Source organism: Marinobacter sp. LQ44 (genome assembly GCF_001447155.2).
In the GTDB taxonomy this organism is placed as follows: Bacteria; Pseudomonadota; Gammaproteobacteria; order Pseudomonadales; family Oleiphilaceae; genus Marinobacter.
The window spans coordinates 3,810,746-3,836,331 of sequence record NZ_CP014754.1 but is presented as its reverse complement, the minus strand read 5'-3'; the positions used below and the strand labels follow the sequence as shown (position 1 = coordinate 3,836,331).

The window sequence follows — 25,586 nt, the reverse complement described above, 5'->3', positions numbered from 1 at the left end:
ATATCTGAATGCTGTTCGCAATGATTTTCGGTGGCCTGATCGGTTATGCCTTTGGCCGGTTTCCGGGATTCCTGGTGGGGGCTGCCATTGGTGCATTCCTGTTCCAGCGGATGAAGAGCCGGCTGATAGGCAAGATTCAGAGCCTGCAAAACAACTTCGTTGAATCTGTGTTTGCCGTCATGGGCGCCCTGTGCAAGGCCGACGGCGTGGTGACCCGGGACGAGATTCAACTGGCGGAGGCGATGTTTGAACGGTTTCGTTTGAACGAAGAGCAAAAAGCCATCGCCCGGGACGCCTTCAACCGTGGCAAGCAACCGGATTTCGACCTGGACGCGGAGCTCAACCGCTTTTTGCAGAACTCCGGCCGCCAGCCCGCATTTCTGCAGATGTTCCTGCAGGTTCAGGTGTCGGCGGTGGCCGCGGATGGCCAGGTGCACCCGGCCGAGCACGAGATGCTGGTGCGTATTGCCCGGGGCCTTGGCCTGCCAGAAAGCCAGGTAGACCAACTGGAAGCCATGCTGCGCGGCGCCCATGCCGGGCATGCCGGCGGCAGCCCGAACTACTCCTCGGGGCAGCAGATTGAGGACGCCTACAAGGTACTGGGGGTATCCGCCTCTGCCTCCGATGCAGAGATCAAACGCGCTTACCGCAAGCTGATGAGTGAGAACCACCCGGATAAACTGGCCGGGCGCGGCATGCCCGAGAGCATGCGGGAGATGGCGGAAGAGCGCACTCGTGAAATCAGCCACGCCTACGATGTGATCAAAGACGCCCGAAAACAGGCATCCTGACGACAGACGTCAGAACCAGCGGGGCACCCTTGCCCGGTAAACCTCATAGTCCTGGCCAAAGCGCTGAGCCAGGGCTTTTTCTTCCTCTTTTGCCTGGCGGGTAATCACCAGCACACCCGCCACCAGGCAAACCAGCGAAAACGCACTGGGCAATGCCAGAAAAAAACCCAACTGCCCGGTCATAACCGCCAGAAACACCAGAAGAATCGCTGCCCGAAAGACATTGAAGATATGGCGATGCCACCAGGTGGCTTTACCCCGGGCACCGTAATGAATGTGACTGAACCCCATACGGGCGTATAAGCCCAGTGTTCTGGCGGAGAACTGCAGGCCAATCATCAGAAAAAAGATGCCGAGAAACGTTCGGACAGCGGGTTCAATCAGATCCATTTATGCATTCTGGTTCAACAGGTTGGCTATCAGCTTACTGTCTGATTCCGGTTATTGAAAGTGATCAGAATCAATCACCCGTTCGCTGGTTTTAACGGAACATGTGACGCGATACCCAAAATGACATGCCATCACGTTTTCAGGTGAGTTATCGTTAGACGATCTGATCAGTCTGGAGTACACCATGCAGTCCGAACACCAAGGTCCATTCCATTGTTTTCGTGATGATGCCATGGGCGAAGATGACGCAACCGCACTGGCGGCCCGCATTCGTGCAGGTGAAGTGTCAGCGCTGGACGTCACGAAAGCCGCCATTGAACGGGCCGAAATGGCACAGCCAGTGATTAACGGACTGGCGGCCACGGATTACGACCGAAGCCTCTCGCTTGCTCGCAGCCTCACAAAGCCTGAGGCACCGTTTGCCGGTGTACCCACGTTCATCAAAGACAACACCGACGTTCAGGGCCTGCCAACACGCCATGGCTCGGCGGCCGTGCCCAGCAATACCGCCAGCAAGACCAGCCCGTTCGCTGAGCAGATGCTGGCACAGGGCTACCTGTGTCTGGGCAAGAGCACGCTGCCGGAGTTCGGCTTCAATGCGACCACCGAACCAGCCCTTGGCGCCGCCACCCGTAACCCCTGGAATCTGCGCTATTCCTCCGGCGCCTCCTCAGGCGGCGCTGCGGCCCTGGTGGCCGCCGGCGTTGTGCCTGTGGCCCATGCTAACGATGGTGGCGGGTCGATCCGAATCCCGGCAGCCTGCTGTGGGCTGATAGGGCTAAAACCCACCCGGGGCCGCGTGGTGGATAACGAGGCCGCCAAAACCCTGCCCATCAATATTGTCAGTGACGGAGTAGTCACCCGCTCTGTACGGGATTCCGCAGGCTTCATTGCAGCCGCGGACGAGTATTTACGCAACCCGGCCCTGCCTCGGGTGGGCCATGTGCAGGGTCCGTCAGGAAAGCAGCTGAGGATCGGAGTGGTTCTGGACTCAGTGACAGGCCACAAGACAGACCCGAAAACCCGCAACACCGTGGAAGCCACCGCGCGCTATCTCGAGAAACTCGGGCATATCATCGAGCCGATGGATGTTCCCATTCCAGCCTCGTTCCCGGACGACTTTGCGCTGTATTGGGGATTGCTGGCCTTCGGTGTGAAACTGCAGGGGCATAAGCTGATGCACCCTCAGTTCGATAAGCGGCAAGTCGACGGACTGACCAACGGGCTGGAGAAAATGTTCCGGAAGAAACTCTGGAAATTGCCCGCCGCGCTCTGGCGACTCAAGCGCTCCCAGCAGCAGTATGCACGGCATATGGCCCACTACGACGCTGTGCTGACCCCGGTACTCGGCCAGACGACGCCGCCGCTAGGGCACCTGAGCCCGACAGTACCGTTTGACCAGCTGTTTGAGAGGCTGGCCCGATACGTCTGTTTCACCCCGCTGGCCAACACCACCGGGGCGCCGGCGATCTCAGTACCCATGGCACTCACCGACGCGGGCCTGCCCGTGTCCGTTCAGTTCATGGCCCGCCATGGTGATGAACGCACATTGCTGGAACTGGCTTACGCGCTTGAGGCAGATCATCGGTTGCCCCTCATCTCACACTTGGGCAATCAGCACTACGCGGACGATCCCGCGCTGACGGCCTGACTTTGATGCCGGTTGGCCACCACGCGATTTCTGCCCTGCCCCTTGGCCTCATAAAGCGCCTCGTCGGCGCAGGAAAAGATTTCCTTGGTGGCATCGGCACGGGACGGTGACACACTGCACACCCCAACACTGACGGTCAAGTGCAGCATTTCATCGGATACCCGGAAGGCGGTCTTCTCGATTTCCTGACGAATCCGCTCGGCCACCCGCACCGCGCCCTCGCCGGGGGTATCCGGCAGCAATACCACGAACTCTTCCCCACCATAACGGGCAGCGAGATCCTGGGGTCGTGTTACGTGGCGTTTGATGCACTGGGCCACCATTTTCAGACAATCATCTCCGACCAGATGGCCGTAGGTATCGTTGAACTTCTTGAAATGATCGATATCCAGCACCAGCAGTGACACGACCTCCTCAAACCGGTAAGCATGAACCACGGACGACTGGAACGCCTTGTCGAAATGCCCCCGGTTTTTCAGGCCCGTCAGGGGGTCCGTGGCATTCAGTTCCAGCAATTGTTCGTTCAGGTTTTCCAGATCCCGGGTCCGTTCCTGTACACGCTGTTCCAGCATGGCATTGGCCTCCTGCTGAACCCTCAGGGACTTTTCCTGGGCCAGTCTCGCCTTGCGCTCTTCCCGCAGGAGTTTCTGCTGGGCGGCGAAGGCCCGTTTTTTCTCCCGATTCAAGCGATCCGCGAGAGCCAGCGAGAGCAAGATCACACCAAGCGCCGAGCCCACCTGTGTAGCGTTTTCCGTTAAAAGATTGCGCGGCAGGAATGTAAATTTGTTCAGCGCCAGTACGATCCCGCCGGAGAGCATGAACACCCAGGCGATGGTGTAATACCTGGCTGCCGGGTCTCTCTTTACCCAGCGCACGACGCTCAACAGCAGCATGGTCGAACAGCCCATGGCCGCTATCAGAATGGTTGGCAGAATCATGTGTTTATAAGGAACAAACAAACCTGCGCCAGCTGCAAGGCCAGCCGCCATAACCATCGCCATGGTCCAGCGGTTCAGCCACGGATGATTCTTACGGGTAACGCTGATAAAGCGGATACTGAAGGCGCCACCAAACACGACAACCAGGTTCAGGAACACAATGATGGACTGGTCGTTCCACCAGGTGCCCTCGGGCCACAGGTATTGAAAACCAACCCCGTGAAGGCTGGCCAAAAACAGGGGCATGGTGGTGATATAGCCAACGTAATAGAGAAAACTGCGCTCACCGACGGCCATGAACACGAACAGGTTGTACAGGATCATCACCAGGACAATGCCGTAGTAGATACCTTCCAGCATACTGCGGCCCTGGTCTGCCGCATAAAACGCATCCCGCTCCCAGAGTGTCAGCGGCACCTGCATGGAACTGGTGGTTTCCACCCGGAGGTATACCGTAACTGTTTCATTGGCTGGCAACAGCAAAGGCACAACGAAATTACGGTGGTGAATTGGGCGGTCGTAGAAGGGCCGTTTGTCGCCCAGCAGCAGGGGTTCCTGGGCGTCAGGGAGATAGACCTCAATGTGGTCCAATACCGGGTAACCGATTTCCATGAAGTTGACGGCTTCCACTCCGGTCACATTGGTCACGCGGAAACGAAACCAGTAGACGTCATTGCCATAGCCGAAGTTTGGGCTTTCATTGCTGCCACCGGTCCAGGCCTCCCCGGGTAACTGGGACACCTCAGCAAAAGAGACTGGCCCGCTCTCCAGCCAGTAATCCACATGCGGGGCCAGCTCCAGACGCTTCGAATGCTTATCCCAGATTGCCGGCTCTGCCAGCACTGACGATGGCAGCAAAAGACTGAGTGCTAGAAAGAACAGCGGGTAGAGTTTCGGCACAGCGGGCCTCGGTCGAAAGCGTTTTATATTTTTATATGCACATTGACGAGTATGCACCAAGCCCTGGTGTGGCGCCTGCCCCCACTACTAATCGACGCAAAATGACAAGAAAAGATACACTTTGGTTATTAATCAAACACTTTTGGCCAATTGTTAAACGGCACCTCAGAAAACACCTCAAGCACCCGGGAAAAGCTCTCTTCCGGCGCACATACCAAAATCAGCTCCTCGCCGGAGATCGGGTGCGACAAAGACAGCCGGGTAGCCGCCAGCATCAACCGACCCTCGCCAAACCGTTCAGCAAAATACCGGTTATGGCGCCCCCGACCATGGTTGGCGTCACCGATGATGGGATGGTTGATGTGTTTCATATGCCGGCGTAACTGATGCTTTCGGCCGGTTTTCGGATACAGCTCCACCAGGCTGTACCGGCTGGTGGGATAGCGTTCAATGGCCACGGGAATCTCAGTGGTTGCGAGCCTTCGGAAGTGAGTGAGCGCTTCGCGCACAGGCTGTTCGGCTCCACGTAAACGCCGGTCTTCCGGCTCATCTTTCAGCGGGTGGTCAATCACACCGATCTCGGGCGCCCACCCCCTCACCATCGCCAGATACGTTTTCTCCACCTCGCCCGCCATCATGGCCTGCCCAACCAACCGGGCAGTCTCCGGATCTCTGGCAAACAGCAAAACACCCGAGGTGGGCCGGTCCAGGCGATGCACCGGGTACACATGCTCGCCGCCATTCAGCGCACGGGCGTATTGCAGGGCAAACTCGGTTTCGTGTTTGTCGATGGGGCTTCTATGAACCAGAAGCCCCGCCGGTTTGTGGACCGCCAGCAGCCACTGATCGCGATAAAGTTCGACAAGAGGGTTGTCGGCGAATGTCATCAGGACTCCCGACCGAACAACGCCCTAACCCGCTGGCCGGCTTTCTCACCCAATACCAGCAACGCTGGCGTCAGGAGCAATGTCAGCAGGGTGGCAAAGGCAAGGCCGCCGGCAATCGCGCTGGACAACTGAGTCCACCATTGCGTTGACGGGGCGCCCAGCCCGAGCGATGGCTCCAGCAGGTTGACGTTGACGCCCAGCACCATGGGCATCAGGCCCAGAATGGTGGTAATGGCCGTCAGCAGCACCGGCCGTAAACGCAGGCAACCGGTTTCCAGGGCGGCCTCGTAGGCGGCCTTGCCCTCCTTCTTCATCTGGTTGAAGGTATCAATCAGGATGATGTTGTTGTTCACTACAATGCCTGCCAGGGCAATGATTCCCATACCCACCATCACCACCCCGAAGGACTGGCCGTTGACCAGCAGGCCCAGCAGCACGCCGGCGGTCGACAGCACAATCGCCGACAAGATCAGGAAAGTCTGGTAGAGAGAGTTAAACTGAGTGACCAGTATCAGCAGCATCAGGCCCACCGCCACCAGAAACGCTGTGGTCAGGAAGGTGGCCGCCTGTTGCTGGTCTTCATTCTCACCGGCGAAGCGAACGCTTACCCCCTCGGGTGGCTCTGGCATTTCGGCCTGCAGGCTGCGCAAAACCTCATCCATGCGCCGGCCCGGAGCAACGTCGGATTTGATGGTGATGGTGCGTTGGCCGTCTACCCGCACAATGGAGCCGGTTTTATCCCCCGGTTCGAGGCTGACAAATTCCGATAGTGGCACCTGGCCGCGCGGGGTGTGGATGGTCTGGCGTTGCAGGTGGTCCAGCTCCCGCCAGTTGTTTGGTACCCGCACGGCTATATCGACTTCATCCCGAACATCTTCCGGCCGGTAGGTAGCCAGCACCAGACCGTTGGTGACCAGGCGCACGGCACTGCCTATACTCAACACGTCGGTACCAAAGCGGGCCGCCGCTTCCCGGTCTACCTGCAGGCGCCACTCGATGCCCGGCAGGCTGCGGTCATCCTCGATATCGGCGAAGCCACCCAATGCTCGCATCTGCCGCTGAATCTCATCCACATACTCATTCAGCTCGTCACTGTTCATACTGCTGACCTGAAGCTCGATGGGCTTGCCCTCTGCCGGGCCACCTTCCTGCTTGCGAAATTCCAGCTCGATGCCGGGGATGTCCCTGGTTCGTTCTCGAAAATCCTCCAGAATGTCGGTGGCGGTGCGGCGGGTAAACCAGTCGTTGAACTGGAACTGCAACACCCCGATGACATCGGGCGCCAGTTGGGTGCTGGTTGACAGCATGGAACGCGCATAAAGAGCTTTTACTTCCGGCATATTCTGCAGGCGCTGCTCCACCTGGCGCACAATGGCGTCTCGCTCCCACACAGACAGATCACCCCGGGCACGCACCTGCACCTGGGCAGAATCCGGTTCCACACTCGGGAAAAATTCCACGCCGTGGTTGAAACGGCCATAGGCGGCGTAAATCAGGATAATCACTCCCAACGCACCCAACAGGGTCAACCCCGGGCGGCGCAGCAAGGTGCCCAGGGTATTGCGGTAAATGATCATGAACCGCCCTTCCGTGGCGTCCTGGTGCACACGCCGGCCGCCAGTGACACCGCCCATCACTGGCAGGAACACCAGAGCCATGGCCAGCGAGGCGATCAGACAAATCAGCACGGTCATCGGCAGGAACTTCATGAACTCGCCCACAACTCCAGGCCAGAACAACAGGGGTACGAAAACCGCAAGCGTGGTGGCGGTTGAGGCTATAACCGGCCAGGCCATTCGCGAGGCGGCTTCTACCCAGGCGGTTTTCACCGGCTGACCATCGCTGAGGTTCCGGTCCGCCAGCTCAGACACCACAATGGCGCCATCCACCAGCATGCCCGCTACCAGAATCAGGCTGAACAGCACCACGATATTGAGGGTAAGCCCCATACTCCAGATCACCAGGATACCACTCAGGAAGGCGCCCGGAATGGTCAGGCCCACCAGGAACGCGGAGCGGGGCCCCATGGTGGCAATGACCACAATGATCACCAGCACGATGGCGGTCATCACGTTATTCAGGAGGTCAGACAGAATATCCCGAACTTCATCGGACTGATCCATGATGTAGCGAATGTCCAGAGCGTCTGGCAGCCGTGGTCTGGCGTCGTCGATCAGCGCGCGGATTTTCTCGATGGTTTCAATAATGTTGGCGCCTGAGCGTTTGGACACTTCCAACACCAGTGCCGGCTCGCCATTGATGCGGGCAAAACCGGTAGGGTCTTTAAAGGTACGCTGCAGCATAGCCACATCGCCAAAGGTAACCACCGAATCGCCGTCTACCTTCACCGGCATCGACATCACATCCTCGATGGTCTCGATTACCCCCGGCACTTTCAGGGCCATACGGCCATTACCGGTGTCCAGTGAGCCGGCGGCAACCAGCTGATTATTGCGCGTGACCAGAGAGGCCATCTGGTCGAAGTCAATGCCGTAGCTTTCCAGCACCTGGGCATCCACCACGATTTCCAGAAGGTCCTCGCGGTCACCACCAATGTCGACTTCCAACACTTCGGGAATCGCTTCAATGGCATCCTGCAGGCGACGGGCAATCGTGATGAGCTCACGCTCAGAAAGTGGGCCAGACAAACCGATCGACAGTACGGGAAACAGGGAGACGTTGATCTCATTTACCCGGGGCTCGTCGGCTTCCTGGGGCAACTTGGTGCGGGCTGTATCCACCTTTTCCCGGACATCCTGCAACGCTTTGTCGGGATTGAAGCCTGCATCAAACTCCAGCATCACCGAGGCGTGACCTTCCGAGGCGTTGCCCCGCATCTCCTTGATGCCTTCCAGGGATCGCAGTTCCTGTTCCATGGGGCGCACCAACAGTCGTTCGGCGTCTTCGGGGCTGATGCCCTCCAGGGTCATGGATACATAGATCATGGGTATGGTGACGTCAGGGTTGGATTCCTTGGGAATCGCCTGATAGGCTGCCATACCGCCCAATAACAGAAACAGGAACAGCAACATGGTGGTGCGGCTGCGGTCCATGGCCGCCGAAATCAGCGCTCGCATGGCCGTCAACCCCGCCGATCCGAGCGATCAACAGGCTCAACCTGTTCACCCTCGGCCACAAAACCGCCACCACGGGTAATCAGGCGAATCTGCTCCGGCAGGCCAGACACCCAGGCACCGTTGGTGGATACGCTCAACAGCTGGACGTTCCGGAAAACCACAGCGTTGCTGTCATCCACATATTTCACGCCGGGCCGGCCGTCATCGTCCAGGCTCAGATACGCCGGTGAGATAAAAATCGCATCCTGCTCGGGCAACCGGATATTCAGGTTGGCCGTGCCCCCAGCCGCGCGTTTTTGTTCGGGATTCTCCACAACAATTTCAACGGCAAAACTGCGGGTTTCGGGGCTTGCCGCGCTGGCAACAAAGCTGACGACACCGGCCAGCCGTGTGCCATCCAGAAGATTAACCTCCACTGCCTGCCCCGGCTGAACATCCTTCACGGTTTGCTGTGGAATTCTGCCGGTGGCTTTGAGCCGGTCAATCTGCACCAGTTCCAGCATCGGCGTACCCACCTGCACAAGATCGCCCTGCTCCACATCTTTGCGGTTAACCACGCCGTCAAACGGGGCCTCGGGCCGAATGTGCCTGACCGCGAGTTCCGCCGCTACCAGCTCCGCCCGGGCTGCCGCCAGGTCACTCTGTAGTCTGAGAATATCGGTCTCCGCTGCCAGGTTGCTGGCTCTCAACCGGCGCGCGGCGGCAAGGTCAGCCTCCAGCTTTTGAATGCTGGCGCGCCAGCGCTCTACCACGGCGTCCCGGCCATCAACAGAGAGCTGCAACAACTCCTGCCCGGCACGAACGTTCTGCCCCAGCTCTACCTGCATTCGCTCAACCGTGCCGGCTACCCGCGCACCCACCATCACCGAACGCCAGGGCTCAAGCTGGCCCTGCAGTTTCAGGGTTGGTTGGTAACGGGTTGCTTCAAGGGTCTCAATTTCAACCCGAATCCTATCTGCATCCTGCACCTGTGGCTCATCCGGTGCCTCTTTACTGGCCACCTTTACATCGCCAGTCGCCATCCAGACAACCAGCAGCACAAGTATCAGAAGTGACAGCCCGAGAGAGCCCAATTTTGCTTTCGTCATGTAACACTCGCCACGGAATCGTTCTTATTGGTGGCCCTGACAACCCACGCTCGGCGGGCGAGACCACATTTCCGGCAATAAACGGTTGCAACCGGATTTAAACGTGGGTTAGATTCTACACACATTGTTTGAATCAATTCAGAGCAGACTGTCGATTTTATGAATCTCAACGCAATGGTTGTCATCGTGAAGCTAGTCCTGGTGGTCGTGGTACCGTCCGGGGGCTTTTGCGTGGACAAGCGGGTGAGATAGCGACAACCTGACAAAGACACCAGAAACCCCCGGCACCGAAAGGTCCCGGGGGTTTCTTTTTTTGCGGCAAAGAAAAAAGGGAAAAACGAGCATGAACGGCGCACAGCACATTCTTGAAGCGTTCCACCGCCACAACATCCATACCGTATTCGGCTATCCGGGTGGCTGCATCATGCCGCTATACGATGCCCTGGTGGACGATGTGGGTGTGGAGCACGTGCTGTGCCGCCACGAACAGGCGTGCGCCCTGGCTGCCGATGGATATGCTCGGGCCAGTGGCGAGATCGGCGTTTGCATTGCCACCTCTGGCCCCGGCGCCACCAACCTGATCACCGGCGTTGCCAATGCCTATATGGATTCCATTCCCATGCTGGTAATCACCGGGCAGGTTCCATCCGGATTGATTGGCACCGATGCCTTCCAGGAAACGGACATTCTGGGTATGACCCTGGGCATCGTGAAACACAGTTACCTGGTGGACGACGCCGAGGCCCTGCCCGCCATTGTGGAAGAAGCCATTACCCTGGCCCAGAGCGGTCGGCCAGGGCCGGTGTGGATTGATATTCCCAAAGACATTCAGTTGACAGAGATCGAGGCGCCGGCTGCTACAACCTGCGTTCAGCCAGACCCGCTTTGCCCGGAGATTTCCGAAGCGCTGGCCATGCTTTACTCAGCCAAACGCCCCCTGCTCTACAGTGGCGGCGGCGTATCTCTGGCCCGCGCGGAGGAAAGCTTCCGCGCCTTTGCCGACACCTCAGCCCTGCCGGGTGTTGTGACCCTTAAGGGGATTGGCAACCCGGGCAAGAACAATCCTCACAGCCTCGGCATGTTGGGCATGCACGGGTCCCGGGCGGCCAATAAAGCGGTTGATGAATGCGACCTGCTGCTGGTTATCGGCGCCCGCCTGGACGACCGTGCCACCGGCAAACTGGACGGCTTCGCGCCCAACGCCCGGATGATTCACATCGACGCCGACGCCGCCGAGATCAACAAGCTGCGCCCGGCAGACCTGGCCCTGCGGGGTGACCTGAACCGGATATTGCCTGCGTTCACCGAGGCCTTGACGGAGAGGCCACTGGCCATTGCCCACTGGCAGAAGCAATGCAGAACCTGGCACACCACCGGTGGCTTCCAGGCTGCGGACAACGAGGAAGCCCTGGCGCCGATCACCGGCCCCGCGTTTATCCGTCAGCTTTCACGGATTACGCCGGATGATACGGTCATCGCCTGTGACGTTGGCCAGCACCAGATGTGGGTGGCCCAGCATTACGAATTCGATCACCCACGCCACCACTTAACCAGTGGCGGCCTGGGCACCATGGGCTTCGGCCTGCCGGCGGCCATCGGCGCCCAGTTTGCCAATCGTCGAGGCACGGTCATCAATGTCACCGGCGACGGCTCGTTCATGATGAACGCCCAGGAGCTGGCTACCATTCGCCGCTATAACCTGCCGCTCAAGCTGATCATTCTGGATAACCAATGCCTGGGCATGGTACGCCAGCAGCAGGAGCTGTTCTACAACAACCGGGAGAGCCACATCAACCTGGACGACAACCCGGACTTTGTCGCCATGGCCCGGGCGTTTGATATCCCGGCCCTGCACATTGAGCGCACCGATCAGATTCGTCGGGGTATTGAGACGATCCTGGCTTACGACGGCCCGATGTTGCTGCACGTGGCCATCAGCCGGGAGGAGAATGTCTGGCCGATCGTGAAACCCGGCGCCAGTAACCGAGACATGATTGACGAAAACCGTCGCACTACCACCAGTAAGGAGCACGTAGCATGAGCGCGCAAGCACAAACAGCGTTACCGAGTTATACGTTGAACTGTCGGATGAACCCGGAGGCGGCGGCGCTGGAGCGGCTTTGCCAGGTGGTGCGGGTTCGGGGGTTCCAGATTTCGCGTATGTCTATGGAGTCTGCCGATGACTACCTGGATATCGCCCTGACCCTTTCCGGCAGTCGGCCTATTGCCATGTTACGCTCTCAGCTGGAGAAGCTGCATACGGTTGTGGATGTGGTCCTTCTGGAACAGGCGGCTTCGGCTCGCTCTGTTTCTGCCTAAGGGTCTGCTTGGGCTCCCAGACTTCCGGTTGTGGGGGCGGGCTTGCGGGGTGGCTGTTGGATTTTTTTTGGAAAAACAACTCGCTTCGCTCAGACATCTTTTTCCGGCAAAAAATCCAACAGCCACCCCGCGCCGACGGGCATTGGCGGGTTCACGGGGAAACTTCCTGGGAATGTGTTGTCCCCCTACCTACGAGCTGCTCTGGTATAGGCTGCTTTTTGCCTGCGGCGCTTTTTTGACAGCGGTTGCGCTTTGGAGATTTGTGGGTTTTGCTGGTTGGATGACTTTTCTTTTGATGGGAGGCACTTTTATGACCACGGATAAACGACGTCGTTATTCCGCACCGGTGGTGGATGGTATTAACAAGTCTGCCAGTCGCGCGATGTTGCGTGCGGTGGGGTTTCAGGATGAGGACTTTCGGAAGCCGCAGGTGGGTATTGCCTCTACCTGGAGTAATCTGACGCCCTGCAATATGCACATTGACGGTCTGGCCCGGGAAGCGGCCAAGGGGGCAGACGCAGCGGGGGGCAAAAGTCTGATTTTTAACACCATCACGATTTCAGACGGCATTGCCAACGGCACGGAGGGGATGAAGTATTCGCTGGTGTCGCGGGAGGTGATTGCGGATTCCATTGAAACCGTGGCCGGTTGTGAGGGTTTTGACGGGCTGGTGGCGATTGGTGGCTGTGACAAGAACATGCCGGGTTGCATGATGGGGTTGGCGCGGCTGAACCGGCCGTCGGTGTTTGTTTACGGCGGTACCATCATGCCCGGTGAGAATCACACCGATATCATTTCGGTTTTCGAAGCGGTGGGTGCCCATGCCCGCGGCAATATGGACCTGATTGAGGTGAAGCAGATCGAGGAAACCGCCATTCCGGGGCCGGGTTCCTGTGGGGGTATGTACACGGCCAATACCATGGCCTCGGCCATTGAGGCCATGGGCATGAGCCTGCCGGGCAGTTCGGCGCAGAATGCGGTGTCTGACACCAAACTGGCTGACTGCGAAGCCGCTGGAGCGGCGGTGCTGAAGCTGCTGGAAGCAGACATCAAGCCGTCCGACATCATGACTCGTGAGGCTTTCGAGAACGCGATTACCGTGGTCATTGCCCTGGGCGGTTCCACCAACGCGGTACTGCACCTGCTGGGCATGGCCAGTACGGTTGGTGTGGAGTTGTCGCTGGATGACTTCGTGCGCATTGGTAAACAGGTGCCGGTACTGGCCGATTTGCGGCCGTCTGGCCATTACATGATGTCGGAGCTGGTGGCCATCGGCGGTATCCAGCCGTTGATGAAGATGCTGCTGGAGAGGGGCCTGCTGCACGGCGACTGCATGACGGTGACCGGAAAAACCCTGGCTGAAAACCTCGCGACAGTTACCCCCTACCCGGAAAACCAGCAAATCATCCGGGCCTTTGAAAACCCCATCAAAGCAGACAGTCACTTGCGCATTCTGTTTGGCAACCTGGCGCCGGAAGGCTCCGTGGCCAAAATCACCGGCAAGGAAGGCACCCACTTCTCCGGCAGGGCACGGGTATTCCATTCAGAAGAAGAAGCGCAGGAACGCATCCTCGACGGTACCGTGGTGGCCGGCGATGTGCTAGTGATCCGCTACGAAGGCCCCAAAGGCGGCCCCGGCATGCGGGAAATGCTCAGCCCAACTTCCGCCATCATGGGCAAGGGCCTGGGCAGCGATGTTGCCCTGATCACCGACGGCCGGTTCTCCGGCGGCAGCCACGGCTTCGTGGTTGGTCACATCACCCCGGAGGCGGCCGTTGGTGGGCCGATTGCCCTGGTAGAAGATGGCGACACCATCACCATTGATGCAGTCAACAACTCTATCATCCTGGAGATCTCTGAAGAGGAAATGGAGAAACGCCGCAAAGCCTGGACGCCACCCGAGCCAAGATTCACTCGGGGTGTTCTCGCCAAGTATGCCCGGGTGGTCAGTTCTGCATCTACGGGGGCCGTTACTGACCTGCCGTAGCCCGACTGGGGCTCCTGGCCTTCCCGGTTTGCGGGCTGGGTCTGGCTTGGGCTCCTAACCGGCTGGTTGGCGGGCGGGTACGCGGGGTATGGGGTATTTTTCTTCTGGGAAAAACAACTCGCTTCGCTCAGACATCTTTTTCCCTGCCAGAAAAATACCCCATACCCCCCTACCGACGGGCAGCACAGGGATACCGAGGGCAAAAAGCAACGAAAGTATCCCGAAGTGCGCGTGACCGTTGCACCGAATCGATCGTTTGCAATTTTAAGCACCAAATGTATTGGCGCTGTTATCAAGCGAATACCCGCCAATGCCCGTCGGCGCGGGGTGGCTGTTGGATTTTTTGCCGGAAAAAGATGTCTGAGCGAAGCGAGTTGTTTTTCCAAAAAAAATCCAACAGCCACCCCGCAAGCCCGCCCGCACAACGGGAAGGCTAGGGGGGCGGACAAACTCCAATAATTACCAGGCTTTGTAAGGCAGGAACTTCCCGTTAAGTGTAACCACCACCCGGTCACCCTTGGGATTCTCCTCCTTCTCGATATCCATGGTGAAATCAATCGCACTCATAATGCCATCACCAAACTTCTCATGGATCAGCTCCTTCATGGTGTCGCCATACACACCCACGATCTCGTACAAACGGTAGATCAGCGGGTCCTGGGGCACACCGCCTTCCCAGGCTTTCTTCGGGCAAACCTGCAATGCCTCAGCCACCGGCTTGTCCAGGCCCAGGGTTTCGCACAGGGCAAACGCCTTGTCTTCGGTAAAGCTGTTCATGCCCAGGCAGGCTGAGGTGGTGAACACCGGGGACATGCCAATGGATTCAGCAATCGCTTCCCAGGTCATGCCCTTGGCAACTTTGGCTTCCAGGATTTTTGCAGTCATCAGTTCTTTGTTCATCATGGTCATTTCCTCTTGTGGACAATCAACATCAAGCATTCACCGCTCGCGCGGTGGTTTCGGTCTTGGTCTCGGATTCGGCCGGCACCGGCTCGGACGTCAGCTCATCGGTGCTGGGGTCTACTACTCTCGGGCTGCCATCCTGCTCCGGCAGCGCTGAACCACTTCGATTCACCAGAAAATCCACCAGGTAATGCCGGATCTTTTGATGGGCAGGGTTCTGGAAAATGGTGGCCCGGGAGCGCGGGTGTGGCAGGTTTACCTTCACGCTTTCGGCAATGCGGGCATTGGGGCCGTTGGACATCAGGAAGATGCGGTCAGACAGCAGAATGGCCTCGTCCACATCGTGGGTGATCATGAACACGGTCTGGCGGGTTTCTTCCCAGATTTTTACCAGCTCGTCCTGAATCACCCCACGGGTGAGGGCATCCAAAGCGCCGAAGGGTTCATCCAGCAACAGCAGCTCTGGCTGGGTGGCGAAGGCGCGGGCGATGCTCACCCGCTGGCGCATACCGCCAGACAGCTGGGAGGGCTTGCGGTCCATGGCGTGGTCCAGACCGACCATTTTCAGGTATCGCTCGCTGTGCTCTCGCACCTTCTCTTTGGACCAGCTGGGCCAGCGAGCCTTTACCCCAAAGATGATGTTGTTCAGGGCGGTTTTCCAGGGCAACAGGCTGTAGTTCTGAAACACCACGCCGCGCTCCAGGCCCGGGCCTTTCACTTCTTTTCCGTTCATCACCACGTTGCCAGTACTGGCCTCGTCCAGGCCGGCCAACACGTTCAGGATGGTGGATTTGCCGCAGCCGGAATGGCCGATGATGCACACAAACTCGCCTTTCTGCAGGGCGACGCGGATGTCTTCGAAGACTGTCAACTCACCGCCCTGGCCGTCTGGGTATACCTTCGACAATCCATCTACTTCCAGGAATGACTTACTCATATCAATTCTCCAGTCGGAGGGTTCTGGCGGGCGCCAGACAACCGGCGCCCTGCCCGATCATTCTTTGTATTCAACCAGCTTCTGAGCCTTGCCCAGGGCCAGGTCCAGCAGCATGCCCACCACGCCGATCATCAGGATGGAGAAGATCACACTGGCGAGGTCCAGGTTGTTCCACTCGTTCCACACGTAGTAGCCAATGCCGGTTCCGCCCACGAGCATTTCCGCCGCCACAATCACCAGCCAGGCGATACCGATGGAGATGCGCATGCCGGTCAGGATGGTTGGTGCTGCCGCCGGCAGAATCACCGTAATCGCGGTCTTGAACGGATTGAGCTCGTGGGTGCGGGCCACGTTGACCCAGTCCGACCGCACGTTGGCCACGCCGAAGGCGGTGTTCAGCAGCATGGGCCAGATGGAGCAGATGAAGATCACGAAGATGGCCGACGCATCCGAATCCTGGATGATGAACAGGGCCAGCGGCATCCAGGCCAGGGGCGAGATGGGCCGAAGCACCTGAATGTAAGGGTTGAGCGCTTTGTACATCAGCGGCGACATGCCAATCAGAAAGCCCAATGGCAGGGCAATCGCCATGGCCGCCAGATACCCCGTCAGCACCCGGTAAACCGAGTAGGCCAACTGAATGCCGATGCCTTTATCGTTGGCGCCGGCGTCGTAAAACGGGTTAGACAGCTCCGCCCAGGCCACTTTGATGACTGCTGATGGCGGCGGCACACGAGATTCTGACCCCGAGACGCCCATCAGCAATTCATACTCTGACGTAGCCTCCGTCGCCGCGGGCGGCTGGGTGGCCATTTCCCACATGCCAAGTGCCAGGATCAGGAAAGACACCGACAGCAGTGCTGCCCTCACATTCAACGAGGCCATGATCAAATCCTCCCGATGGCGAAGCTACGGGCATACTCTTCCGGAGTTTCCGGATCAAAGGTTTTGCCCATGATGGTGTGGGTTTTGTAGGTTTCGGTGGGTGCGCTGTACCCCATCTCGCGCATTAGCTTGCCGGTTTCACCCGCCAGGTAGACCTGCTCAGCGATGCCCTTGTAATCCACATCGCCCTCAATGTATCCCCAGCGTTTCATCTGGGTCAGAATCCACACGCCCATGGAATGCCACGGGAACGGGTCGAAATCGATGCGGTCGGGCACGTTCTGCACCTCGCCCAGGCCATCGGCGTAGCGGCCTGTCAGCACTTGCTGGATCACCGGTACCGGCTGGTTCAGGTAGTTCCGCGGGGCAATGGCCTCGGCGATCTCTTTGCGATTTTCAGGCTCATTGGAGTACTGGGTGGCGTCGATGATGGCGCGCAGCAGAGCGCCGTAGGTATTCGGATTCTGGCTGGCAAACTTCTGGCTGCAGGCGAAGGCGCAGCATGGGTGCCCTTCCCAGATATCTTTGGTGAGCATGTGAATGAAGCCGACTTTTTCCCAGACGGCACGCTGGTTGAACGGGTCTGGTGACAAGTAGCCATCCAGGTTGCCGGCGCGCAGGTTGGCGACCATCTCAGGTGGCGGAACCACCCGGATCTGAACGTCTTTATCCGGATCAATGCCGTTTTCAGCCAGGTAATAGCGCAACAGGAAGTTGTGCATGGAGTATTCAAACGGCACACCAAACTTGAAGCCCTTCCATTGCTTTGGGTCACGCTTGTCCATGTGATCCACGTGCAGCACGATGGCCTGGCCATTGATGTTCTCCACCGCCGGCATGATGAACGGCTCCGGCGTGGAACCGGCGCCCATGGTCATGGCCAGGGGCATGGGAGTGAGCATGTGTGAGGCGTCGTATTCACCCGCCAGAGACTTGTCCCGAGCCACGGCCCAACCGGCCGTTTTGGTGACGGTAACATCCAGGCCATAGCGCTCATAAAACCCCATCGGAGCGGCCATAATGATGGGCGTGGCACAGGTGATCGGCACAAAGCCAACGTTCAGCTTGGTTTTCTCCAGCTTGCCGAGCGACTCCTTCACCGCCGCCTTGGCTTTGTCCATGGGGAACACGGAGCCCAGCAAAGCGGCTGCGGTCCCTGCCCCCATCATCTTCATAAAGCTGCGGCGGCTGTGATCGTTATGGCCGAACACGGAGCGCACCACAGCGCTTTCGATGGCACGGTCCATCATGGCTTCGGAATCCATCCCGGCCGCAGAGCCTGTGGCTTGCTCGCCCCCTGTCTGTCGAAGGTTCAGCGATACAGACGGCAGGCTGTCACCAGGCTTACATTCCGGGCAACCACAGGTTTTCGCGTGGATAAGTGACTGGTCGCCGTCAAACGGGTTTCCAAGGCTTTTGGTTGTCATGGTGCACTCTCCCTACTCTCAGATAGTTTTTTTGCACTCTTGCGGTGCAACTAAGACTCTGGTTCTGCCCGGCCAGAATTTGGCCTTGGCAAACAGCACGTTCTGAGATGACTATTGCGGGGTTCGTGCCAACTTTATGAAAACCTCTACCTCATTGTTTTTATGGGGTTTAATACAAACGAATGCTAACCCGGCGAACTACGATATTTCGTAAACCACGATTTCTCGTAGCGAGCGCTTCGATTTTTCGTAGTTGGCATAGGCTTTGTTTGGGTTTTACCGTCACTCAAGCGGAAGCCCGGCATGAACCAGCCCGAACGCATCGAAACACACCAATGGATCAACCACCTACCAGAGGCTGCCCTTCTGGTGGATGCGGGCCAGGACCTGATCCTCGCTGCCAACAGCGCCATGGCGCGAATGGCGGGCACCGACAGACAATCCATTGCCAGCATGGCATGTACCCAGCTGTTTGCTGACCAGCGGCCCCAGCTGATCAATTTCACCGAAGAAACCCTCTTTCGCAGCCACAGCTGGAGCCGTGACTTCCACCTGAAACACCGGGACGGCCACACGGTTGAACTGGAAATTTCTTCTTCCTGCGTGGGAGAAGCCGAAGCGCAAACCCTGTTACTGCTGCTGCGTGACCGGCGACAACTGAGAACCCTGCGCGAACGCCACGAAGCCAATCACTACCACCGGGGCGGTTTGCTGGAGTGGCGGCGAGTGGAAGAACTGTTCAAGGATATGGAGCGGGAGAACCAGCTGATTCTCCACGCCGTGGGCGAAGGCATTTACGGGGTAGACGCCGAAGGCCGCACCACCTTCGCCAACCCTGCCGCCGAGCGCATGCTGGGCTGGCGAATGGATGAACTTATGGGGCGGGTAATACACCGGGTTGTGCATCACTCCCACGAAGACGGCAGCCTGTTCCCACTGAAAGAATGCCCCATTTACGGCGCTTTCCGGGATGGCAGCATCAAGCGCGTTGGCGACGACTGGTTCTGGCGCAAAGACGGCACCGGGTTTCCGGTGGAATACACCAGCACCCCGATCATGGACAACGGCCACCCGGTGGGTGCGGTGGTGGTTTTCCGGGACATCTCCGCAAGGTTGCAAGCCCAGAAGGAACTGCAGTCAGCACTGGAAGAAGTCGAAAGCCTGAAACGCCGGCTGGAAATGGAAAACGCCTACCTGCAGGAAGAACTCAGTGCGGAGTTCCACTTCCACGAAATCCTCGGCCAGAGCGACGCCATCAAGGCCATCGTGCGGCGCATCGGCATGGTAGCCCCGACAGACGCCAACGTTCTGATCACTGGCGAATCCGGCACCGGCAAAGAGTTGATTGCCCGCGCCATTCACCAGGCCAGCACCCGACGCGACCGCCCGCTGATCCGGGTAAACTGCGCCGCAATTCCAAAAGACCTGTTTGAGAGCGAGTTCTTCGGCCACATCAAAGGCGCCTTCACCGGCGCCGTGAACGACAGAATCGGCCGATTCGAACTGGCCGACGGCGGCACCCTGTTTCTGGATGAAGTGGGTGAAATCCCTTTGGAATTGCAGGGCAAGCTGTTGCGGGTGCTTCAGGATCAGCAGTTCGAACGCGTGGGTGAGAACAAGACTCGCGCCGTCGATGTAAGAGTGATTGCCGCCACCAACCGGGATCTAAAATCGGAGGTGCAGGAGAAGACCTTCCGGGAAGACCTGTATTTTCGCCTCAACGTCTTCCCTATCGAATCCATCCCCCTGCGCAGGCGGCTTGAAGATATTCCCATGCTGGCCCAGGAATTCCTGAACCGGGCCTGCCAGAAGTTCAACCGGCCACCGCTGGTTCTGACAGAACGAGATGTGAGTACCCTCAAGGCCTACAATTGGCCGGGCAACGTTCGGGAACTGGAAAACGTCATCGAACGCCAGGTGATTACCGCCGATGGCCGCCTGGATCTGGACCTTCCCGGTGCCGAGACTCCCGCGCATACCGCAGCAAACTCAACGCCATCGCGCCATTACGATAGTGAGTTGTTGACCGAGGTAGACTTGAAGGAGCTGGAGAAACAGAACCTGATCAAGGCGCTGAAAATGACGGGCGGGCGCATTTTCGGAGACGACGGCGCGGCGGCACTTCTTGGCATCAAGCCAACGACCCTTAATTCCCGTCTGGGCAAACTTAAGCTTGATGCCCGGCAGTTTCGGGCTTCTTGAGTGTTGGCTTGGGTTTCTGGGTTCGGGCTTGGGCTCCTGGCCTTCTGGTTGGGGGGCGGGGTTTGGCTTGGGCTCCTAGCCTTCTAGCTGTGCGGGCGGGCTTGCGGGGTGGCTGTTGGATTTTTTTTGGAAAAACAACTCGCTTCGCTCAGACATCTTTTTCCGGCAAAAAATCCAACAACCACCCCGCGCCGACGGGCATTGGCGGGTAGTAGCTTGACAAAAACACTTGTAGGTTTTGCGATTAGAGAGGGAAAGGATAGATTCAGTGCAACACTCACACTTACTTCAGGGTACTTTCTTTGCTTTTACCCTCGGCATTCCTGTACTGCACGTCGGTAGGGGGGTATGGGGTATTTTTCTGGCAGGGAAAAAAATGTCTGAGCGCAGCGAGTTGTTTTTCCCAGAAGAAAAATACCCCATACCCCGCGTACCCGCCCGCACACCCAGAAGACTAGGAGCCCAAGCCAGACCCCCAGCCGAAAACCCAGAATGCTAGGAACCAAAGCCAAGCTGGCTGAGCGCGTAGGTGACTACAATCCAGAGCAACACCAGCACCGGCAGAAACCGCCCGACCAGGTACATACGCCACTCCCACCAACGGCTTTCTGTTCCAAGAACAGTGCGGATGCGTTGGGGCGGGATGAACCAGCAGAACAATGCGGCACCGAATACTCCGGAGAAGATAATCACGTTCCCACCAGCCACACGATCAATAACGTCCAGCACCGGCTCACCGGCAATGGTCCATTCAAGGGGCGTGAAACTGAGTGCTGAGGCGGTACCAAGCACTAGCATGACAACCGTTACGATACTCACTGCGGCCACGTTACTCAGCCGGAACTCCTCCGCCACCGCGGCAATCATCACCTTCAGACCCGCCAGGCTGGAACTGAATGCGGCCATGAAGAACAGCGCGAAGAAGAGCACGCCAACCCAGTAACCACCACGCATGTCTTCGAACACTTGCGGCATGGTCACAAACGCCAGCTGACTGCCTTCGGTAGGCTCCATGCCCAGACTGAACACAAACGGGAAAATCATCCATCCCGCCAGCAAGGCAACACTGGTCTCGGTACCGGCAACGACCAGGCAAGCTCGGGGCACGTGGGTTTTGCGGGGAATAAAACTGCCATAGGTGACCAGATATCCCTGCCCAATGGCGAGAGTATAAAAGGCTTGCCCGAAGGCAAACGCCCACAGACGACCGTCTGCAAGCCGGGTCCAGTCCACGTCAAAAAAGAAGGACTTGGTTTGCTCCCAACCCGGCGTCGTCGAGGCAAACAGCATCAGCCCTATCATCACCAACAGCAGCACGGGCATCAGCATTTTCGAGAAGACCTCGATAGCCTTCACATCCCGAGCCAGGATGATGGCAGCCAGTACCGTTACGATCAGGAAGTACCATAGCGAGTTGTAACCGGCACTGTATTCACTGAACACGCGAAGGTCGTCCGTGGCAGCATCCACCGCATAGCCCAGCGTCCAGCCGGTAATCACCAGGTAATAGCTGGTGATGGCCATGGTGATCAGCACCACAAACCAGCCGTAGATGGCCCCAAACCGGTTCACCTGCCGGAAGGTCTGAACGGTACTGCCCTCAGACAGCCGACCAGCTGCGACCTCCAGAATCATGATCGGCAGAACGACAACCACAAGCGCCAGCAAGTAGGCCACCACGAAAGCCCCGCCACCGTTCTCCCCAACCATGTAGGGAAACCGCCAGAGGTTCCCGAGGCCGACGGCTGCAGCGGCCATGGAGAACACAAATGCGGGCTCGGAACTCCATTGTTTTCGGGATTCCTCGATAAACTCGTGGCGCTTGTTCAACGGTACCTGGCTCCCCGTGATATGGCTTATTTGCACGGAAGCCTAACAAATCAGCCGTTACGGTTCATGACTGGGGTCAACGCGTTCTTGGTTCCTGGTCATCGGGCTTGGGCTTGGGCTTGGGCTTGGGCTTGGGCTTGGGCGCCCAGCCTTCCGGATGTGCGGGCAGGCTTGCGGGGTGGCTGTTGGATTTTTTTTGGAAAAACAACTCGCTTCGCTCAGACATCTTTTTCCGGCAAAAAACCCAACAACCACCCCGCGCCGACGGGCATTGGCGGGTATTCGCTTGATAACAGAGCCAATATATTTGGCACTTAAAATTGCAAAAGATCGATTCAGTACGATGGTCGCGCTTATTTCAGGGTGCTTTCGTTGTTTTTTCCTTGGTATTCCTGTGCTGCACGTCGGTAGGGGGGTGTGGGGTATTTTTCTGGCAGGGAAAAAGATGTCTGAGCGAAGCGAGTTGTTTTTCCCAGAAGAAAAATACCCCACACCCCGCGTACCCGCCCCCACAACCAGAAGGCCAGGAGCCCAAACCAAACCCCACACCAAAACCAGAAGGCTCAGAACGGAACTCAGACCACCTCGATGGCCACCGCAGTTGCTTCACCACCACCAATGCACAGCGATGCCACACCACGCTTCAGGCCACGTTGTTTGAGGGCGTTGATCAGGGTAATGATGATACGGGAGCCAGAGGAGCCGATGGGGTGGCCCAGGGCGCAGGCGCCGCCGTGCACGTTGACCTTTTCTGCAGGTAATTTCAGCTCATTGATGGCGGCCAGGGTGACCACTGCGAAGGCTTCGTTGATCTCGAACAGGTCGACATCATCCAGCGTCCAACCGGCTTTTTTGACCACTTTCTCAATGGAGCCAATCGGGGCCAGCGTGAACTCTGCCGGCAAGCGGGCATGGGTGGCGTGGGCCACGATTCTGGCTTGGGGAATCAGGCCATGGGCATCGGCTTCGGCGGCAGATGCCAACACCAGCGCGGAGGCCCCATCGCTGATGGAGCTGGAGTTGGCGGCGGTTACCGAGCCGTCTTTGGCGAAGGCGGGTTTCAACTGGGGGATTTTTTCGGGTTTGGCGTTGCCCGGTTGTTCGTCGGTGTCTACTTCCGTGTCACCACCCCGGCCAGAGACGGTAACCGGAACGATTTCATCCCGGAACCAGCCGTTTTCGATGGCCGCCAGGGCCTTTTGCAGGGAACCGATGGCGAACTCGTCCATGGCCTGGCGGGTGATGTTGTATTTATCAGCGGTGCGCTGGGCAAATACGCCCATCAGCCCGCCTTCGTAGGCGTCTTCCAGGCCATCCAGGAACATGCTGTCCATCACCTGGCCGTGGCCCATGCGCATGCCGACGCGGGCTTTCGGTAACAGATACGGTGCCTGGCTCATGTTCTCCATACCTCCGGCGATCATGATGTTGTTGGTGCCGGCTTTGATCTGGTCGTGGGCCATGATGACGGCTTGCATGCCGGAGCCGCACATTTTGTTGATGGTGGTGCAGCCACTGCTATCCGGAATACCGGCAGCGCGGGATGCCTGCCGCGCAGGTGCCTGGCCGAGGCCGGCGGGTAGCACGCAGCCCATGATGATTTCCTGTATATCGGCCGGCTGCAGCCCGGCACGATCAATGGCCGCCTTGATGGAAACGGCACCCAGTTCCGGTGAACGCACAGAGCTCAAAGAGCCCATCATGCCCCCCATCGGGGTTCTGGCGGAGCCTGCTATTACGATATCGTTGTTCATGGCTTTGTTCTCCTTCAACGGAATCTGATTGGTTTTCTGGTTTTGTTAATCGGTCTTGTTTGGGCTCCTAGCCTTTCGGGTGTGCGGGCGGGTACGCGGGGTATGGGGTATTTTTCTTCTGGGAAAAACAACTCGCTTCGCTCAGACATCTTTTTCCCTGCCAGAAAAATACCCCATACCCCCCTACCGACGTGCAGTACAGGAATGCCAAGGGTAAAAACAAAGAAAGTACCCTGGGGTAAGTGTGAGTGTTGCACTGAATCTATCCTTTCCCTTTCTAAGCGCAAAACCTACAACGGTTTTTATCAAGCGACTACCCGCCAATGCCCGTCGGCGCGGGGTGGTTGTTGGATTTTTTGCCGGAAAAAGATGTCTGAGCGAAGCGAGTTGTTTTTCCAAAAAAAATCCAACAGCCACCCCGCAAGCCCGCCCGCAAACCGGAAGGCTGGGGGCCCAAGCCAGCCCCCTCAGCGCCCAAGTACCGAACGGGCAATAATCTCCTTCATCACCTCTGAAGTACCGCCGTAAATCCTCTGCACCCGAGCATCGATAAAGTTCCGGGAAATCGGATATTCGGTGGTATAACCGTAGCCCCCAAATAACTGCAAACAACCATCGGCCACGCGGCACTGCATCTCCGTGGCGCTGTACTTGGCCATGGACGCCGTGGGCGCATCCAGTTTGCCGTCTTCGTATTCGCGGATGCACTGGTCAACAAACGCCTTGTTGATGCGGTAGTCCGTCTCCATACGGGCGATTTCGAAGCGGGTGTTTTGCAGCTGGCTGAGTTTCTGGCCGAACAGTTCCCGCTCCTGGGCGTAGGCAATGGTCAGGTCCAGAGAGCCTCGGGCGGCGGCAACGCCCAAGGCGCCGATCACCAGGCGTTCGCGGGGTAGTTCCCGCATCAGGTACATGAAGCCCTGCCCTTCCTCGCCTAGCAAAGCCGATGAGGGAATGCGCATGTCAGAGAAGAACAGTTCGGAGGTATCACCCGAGTGCTGGCCGATTTTGTCCAGGTTGCGGCCTTTACTGAAGCCCGGCAATGAGGTGTCCACCAGGAACAAACTGATGCCCCGGGCGCCGGCTTTCGGGTCGGTTTTGGCGGCGACGATTACCATGTCGGCGTGCTGGCCGTTGGTGATGAAAGTTTTGGAGCCGTTGAGGATGTAATCGTCACCATCCTTTACCGCACTGGTGCGCATGGCCTGCAGGTCGCTGCCGGCGCCGGGTTCGGTCATGGCGATGGCGCCGACGGCTTCGCCGGAGACCATTTTTGGCAACCATTGCTGGCGCTGGGCCTCGTTGCCGATGTGGCTGAGGTAAGGCGCCACGATGTCGGAATGCACCATCACATTGGTGGACAACGCCCCGAAGCCCATGCGGGCCATTTCTTCGCCCACCACCACAGAAAACTGGAAAGGCGCACCAATGCCGCCGAAGTCTTCCGGCACGTCGACACACAGTAAACTGGCGTTGCCCAGGGTGTTCCATAGCTCCCGTGGCACAATGCCGCTTTTCTCCCAGGCCTCGTAGTGCGGTTTCACCTCGGCTTCCAGAGCCTTGATCACCGACTCCCGAAACATGGCCAATTCTTCTTGATCGACGTGGTTGGTCATATCA

The 25,586-nt window shown here is 58.2% G+C and carries 18 protein-coding genes; 6 read left to right on the top strand and 12 right to left on the bottom strand.

All coding sequences use genetic code 11. The features are described 5' to 3' along the window. Positions 1 to 8 precede the first annotated feature (8 nt). On the top strand, positions 9 to 791 hold the full coding sequence (gene djlA / locus ASQ50_RS17615) for a co-chaperone DjlA (protein WP_058093084.1): 783 nt from the start codon (positions 9 to 11) through the stop codon (positions 789 to 791). Between the two features lie 9 nt (positions 792 to 800). Here djlA and ASQ50_RS17610 read toward each other — a convergent pair whose 3' ends face one another. Beyond that, complete coding sequence (locus ASQ50_RS17610) at positions 801 to 1,181, bottom strand: methyltransferase family protein (protein ID WP_058093083.1); 381 nt, start codon at positions 1,179 to 1,181, stop codon at positions 801 to 803. Between the two features lie 184 nt (positions 1,182 to 1,365). On the opposite strand from ASQ50_RS17610, the gene ASQ50_RS17605 reads away from it, so the two are divergent. Then, entirely contained in the window at positions 1,366 to 2,832 is a 1,467-nt protein-coding gene (locus ASQ50_RS17605) for an amidase (protein ID WP_058093082.1), read from the top strand. On the opposite strand, the gene ASQ50_RS17600 is transcribed toward ASQ50_RS17605, so the two are convergent. The 4 genes from ASQ50_RS17600 to ASQ50_RS17585 all read right to left on the bottom strand — a co-directional run bounded on the left by ASQ50_RS17600 (position 2,802) and on the right by ASQ50_RS17585 (position 9,722). Continuing rightward, positions 2,802 to 4,670, bottom strand: a complete 1,869-nt coding sequence (locus ASQ50_RS17600) for a diguanylate cyclase (protein WP_058093081.1) — start codon at positions 4,668 to 4,670, stop codon at positions 2,802 to 2,804. The two genes, ASQ50_RS17605 and ASQ50_RS17600, sit on opposite strands and share 31 nt — an antisense overlap. A gap of 128 nt (positions 4,671 to 4,798) precedes the next feature. Further along, positions 4,799 to 5,557, bottom strand: a complete 759-nt coding sequence (locus ASQ50_RS17595; protein WP_058093080.1) for a pseudouridine synthase — start codon at positions 5,555 to 5,557, stop codon at positions 4,799 to 4,801. Next, positions 5,557 to 8,634: an efflux RND transporter permease subunit gene (locus tag ASQ50_RS17590; protein WP_058093149.1), complete on the bottom strand. Its 3,078-nt coding sequence runs from the start codon at positions 8,632 to 8,634 to the stop codon at positions 5,557 to 5,559. The genes ASQ50_RS17595 and ASQ50_RS17590 overlap by 1 nt, the downstream gene beginning before the upstream one ends. Before the next feature lie 5 nt (positions 8,635 to 8,639). Beyond that, positions 8,640 to 9,722: an efflux RND transporter periplasmic adaptor subunit gene (locus ASQ50_RS17585; RefSeq protein WP_058093079.1), complete on the bottom strand. Its 1,083-nt coding sequence runs from the start codon at positions 9,720 to 9,722 to the stop codon at positions 8,640 to 8,642. 343 nt (positions 9,723 to 10,065) lie between these two features. Between ASQ50_RS17585 and ilvG the strand changes: the two genes are divergently transcribed. The 3 genes from ilvG (at position 10,066) to ilvD (ending at position 14,028) form a co-directional block, all read left to right on the top strand. Then, complete coding sequence (gene ilvG / locus ASQ50_RS17580; protein WP_058093078.1) at positions 10,066 to 11,763, top strand: acetolactate synthase 2 catalytic subunit; 1,698 nt, start codon at positions 10,066 to 10,068, stop codon at positions 11,761 to 11,763. Continuing rightward, entirely contained in the window at positions 11,760 to 12,041 is a 282-nt protein-coding gene (locus tag ASQ50_RS17575; RefSeq protein ID WP_058093077.1) for an ACT domain-containing protein, read from the top strand. The genes ilvG and ASQ50_RS17575 overlap by 4 nt, the downstream gene beginning before the upstream one ends. 310 nt (positions 12,042 to 12,351) lie before the next feature. After that, positions 12,352 to 14,028 (top strand): dihydroxy-acid dehydratase, encoded by a 1,677-nt coding sequence (ilvD, locus tag ASQ50_RS17570; RefSeq protein WP_058093076.1) that lies wholly within the window; start codon positions 12,352 to 12,354, stop codon positions 14,026 to 14,028. A gap of 459 nt (positions 14,029 to 14,487) precedes the next feature. Here ilvD and cynS read toward each other — a convergent pair whose 3' ends face one another. The 4 genes from cynS to ASQ50_RS17550 are packed head-to-tail and all read right to left on the bottom strand — an operon-like array spanning position 14,488 to position 18,180. Continuing rightward, positions 14,488 to 14,931 (bottom strand): cyanase, encoded by a 444-nt coding sequence (cynS, locus tag ASQ50_RS17565; protein WP_058093075.1) that lies wholly within the window; start codon positions 14,929 to 14,931, stop codon positions 14,488 to 14,490. A 28-nt stretch (positions 14,932 to 14,959) separates the two neighbouring features. After that, positions 14,960 to 15,868: an ABC transporter ATP-binding protein gene (locus tag ASQ50_RS17560; RefSeq protein WP_058093074.1), complete on the bottom strand. Its 909-nt coding sequence runs from the start codon at positions 15,866 to 15,868 to the stop codon at positions 14,960 to 14,962. Between the two features lie 57 nt (positions 15,869 to 15,925). Further along, complete coding sequence (ntrB, locus tag ASQ50_RS17555) at positions 15,926 to 16,753, bottom strand: nitrate ABC transporter permease (protein ID WP_058093073.1); 828 nt, start codon at positions 16,751 to 16,753, stop codon at positions 15,926 to 15,928. 2 nt (positions 16,754 to 16,755) lie between these two features. Beyond that, a complete protein-coding gene (locus ASQ50_RS17550) occupies positions 16,756 to 18,180 on the bottom strand; it encodes an ABC transporter substrate-binding protein (RefSeq protein ID WP_058093072.1) in 1,425 nt (474 codons plus the stop codon). A gap of 303 nt (positions 18,181 to 18,483) precedes the next feature. Between ASQ50_RS17550 and ASQ50_RS17545 the strand changes: the two genes are divergently transcribed. Further along, positions 18,484 to 20,382, top strand: a complete 1,899-nt coding sequence (locus tag ASQ50_RS17545; protein ID WP_058093071.1) for a sigma 54-interacting transcriptional regulator — start codon at positions 18,484 to 18,486, stop codon at positions 20,380 to 20,382. Positions 20,383 to 20,877: 495 nt separating this feature from the next. Here ASQ50_RS17545 and ASQ50_RS17540 read toward each other — a convergent pair whose 3' ends face one another. The 3 genes from ASQ50_RS17540 to ASQ50_RS17530 form a co-directional block, all read right to left on the bottom strand. Then, positions 20,878 to 22,212, bottom strand: a complete 1,335-nt coding sequence (locus tag ASQ50_RS17540) for a sodium-dependent transporter (RefSeq protein ID WP_058093070.1) — start codon at positions 22,210 to 22,212, stop codon at positions 20,878 to 20,880. 575 nt (positions 22,213 to 22,787) lie between these two features. Beyond that, positions 22,788 to 23,966: an acetyl-CoA C-acyltransferase gene (locus ASQ50_RS17535; RefSeq protein WP_058093069.1), complete on the bottom strand. Its 1,179-nt coding sequence runs from the start codon at positions 23,964 to 23,966 to the stop codon at positions 22,788 to 22,790. Between the two features lie 467 nt (positions 23,967 to 24,433). Beyond that, the gene (locus ASQ50_RS17530) at positions 24,434 to 25,582 is read right to left on the bottom strand and encodes an acyl-CoA dehydrogenase family protein (protein WP_058093068.1); all 1,149 of its coding nucleotides are present in this window, start codon (positions 25,580 to 25,582) and stop codon (positions 24,434 to 24,436) included. Between the last annotated feature and the right edge of the window lie 4 nt (positions 25,583 to 25,586).

What these genes read in the sequence shown, in the direction of transcription:
- ASQ50_RS17610 (WP_058093083.1), bottom strand. Translation starts at nt 1,181, where the DNA reads ATGGATCTGATTGAACCCGCTGTCCGAACGTTTCTCGGCATCTTTTTT.
- ASQ50_RS17545 (WP_058093071.1), top strand. Translation starts at nt 18,484, where the DNA reads ATGAACCAGCCCGAACGCATCGAAACACACCAATGGATCAACCACCTA.
- ASQ50_RS17535 (WP_058093069.1), bottom strand. Translation starts at nt 23,966, where the DNA reads ATGAACAACGATATCGTAATAGCAGGCTCCGCCAGAACCCCGATGGGG.
- ntrB (WP_058093073.1), bottom strand. Translation starts at nt 16,753, where the DNA reads ATGGCCTCGTTGAATGTGAGGGCAGCACTGCTGTCGGTGTCTTTCCTG.
- cynS (WP_058093075.1), bottom strand. Translation starts at nt 14,931, where the DNA reads ATGATGAACAAAGAACTGATGACTGCAAAAATCCTGGAAGCCAAAGTT.
- ASQ50_RS17590 (WP_058093149.1), bottom strand. Translation starts at nt 8,634, where the DNA reads ATGCGAGCGCTGATTTCGGCGGCCATGGACCGCAGCCGCACCACCATG.
- ASQ50_RS17550 (WP_058093072.1), bottom strand. Translation starts at nt 18,180, where the DNA reads ATGACAACCAAAAGCCTTGGAAACCCGTTTGACGGCGACCAGTCACTT.
- ASQ50_RS17595 (WP_058093080.1), bottom strand. Translation starts at nt 5,557, where the DNA reads ATGACATTCGCCGACAACCCTCTTGTCGAACTTTATCGCGATCAGTGG.
- ASQ50_RS17585 (WP_058093079.1), bottom strand. Translation starts at nt 9,722, where the DNA reads ATGACGAAAGCAAAATTGGGCTCTCTCGGGCTGTCACTTCTGATACTT.
- ilvD (WP_058093076.1), top strand. Translation starts at nt 12,352, where the DNA reads ATGACCACGGATAAACGACGTCGTTATTCCGCACCGGTGGTGGATGGT.
- ilvG (WP_058093078.1), top strand. Translation starts at nt 10,066, where the DNA reads ATGAACGGCGCACAGCACATTCTTGAAGCGTTCCACCGCCACAACATC.
- ASQ50_RS17605 (WP_058093082.1), top strand. Translation starts at nt 1,366, where the DNA reads ATGCAGTCCGAACACCAAGGTCCATTCCATTGTTTTCGTGATGATGCC.
- ASQ50_RS17560 (WP_058093074.1), bottom strand. Translation starts at nt 15,868, where the DNA reads ATGAGTAAGTCATTCCTGGAAGTAGATGGATTGTCGAAGGTATACCCA.
- ASQ50_RS17530 (WP_058093068.1), bottom strand. Translation starts at nt 25,582, where the DNA reads ATGACCAACCACGTCGATCAAGAAGAATTGGCCATGTTTCGGGAGTCG.
- djlA (WP_058093084.1), top strand. Translation starts at nt 9, where the DNA reads ATGCTGTTCGCAATGATTTTCGGTGGCCTGATCGGTTATGCCTTTGGC.
- ASQ50_RS17575 (WP_058093077.1), top strand. Translation starts at nt 11,760, where the DNA reads ATGAGCGCGCAAGCACAAACAGCGTTACCGAGTTATACGTTGAACTGT.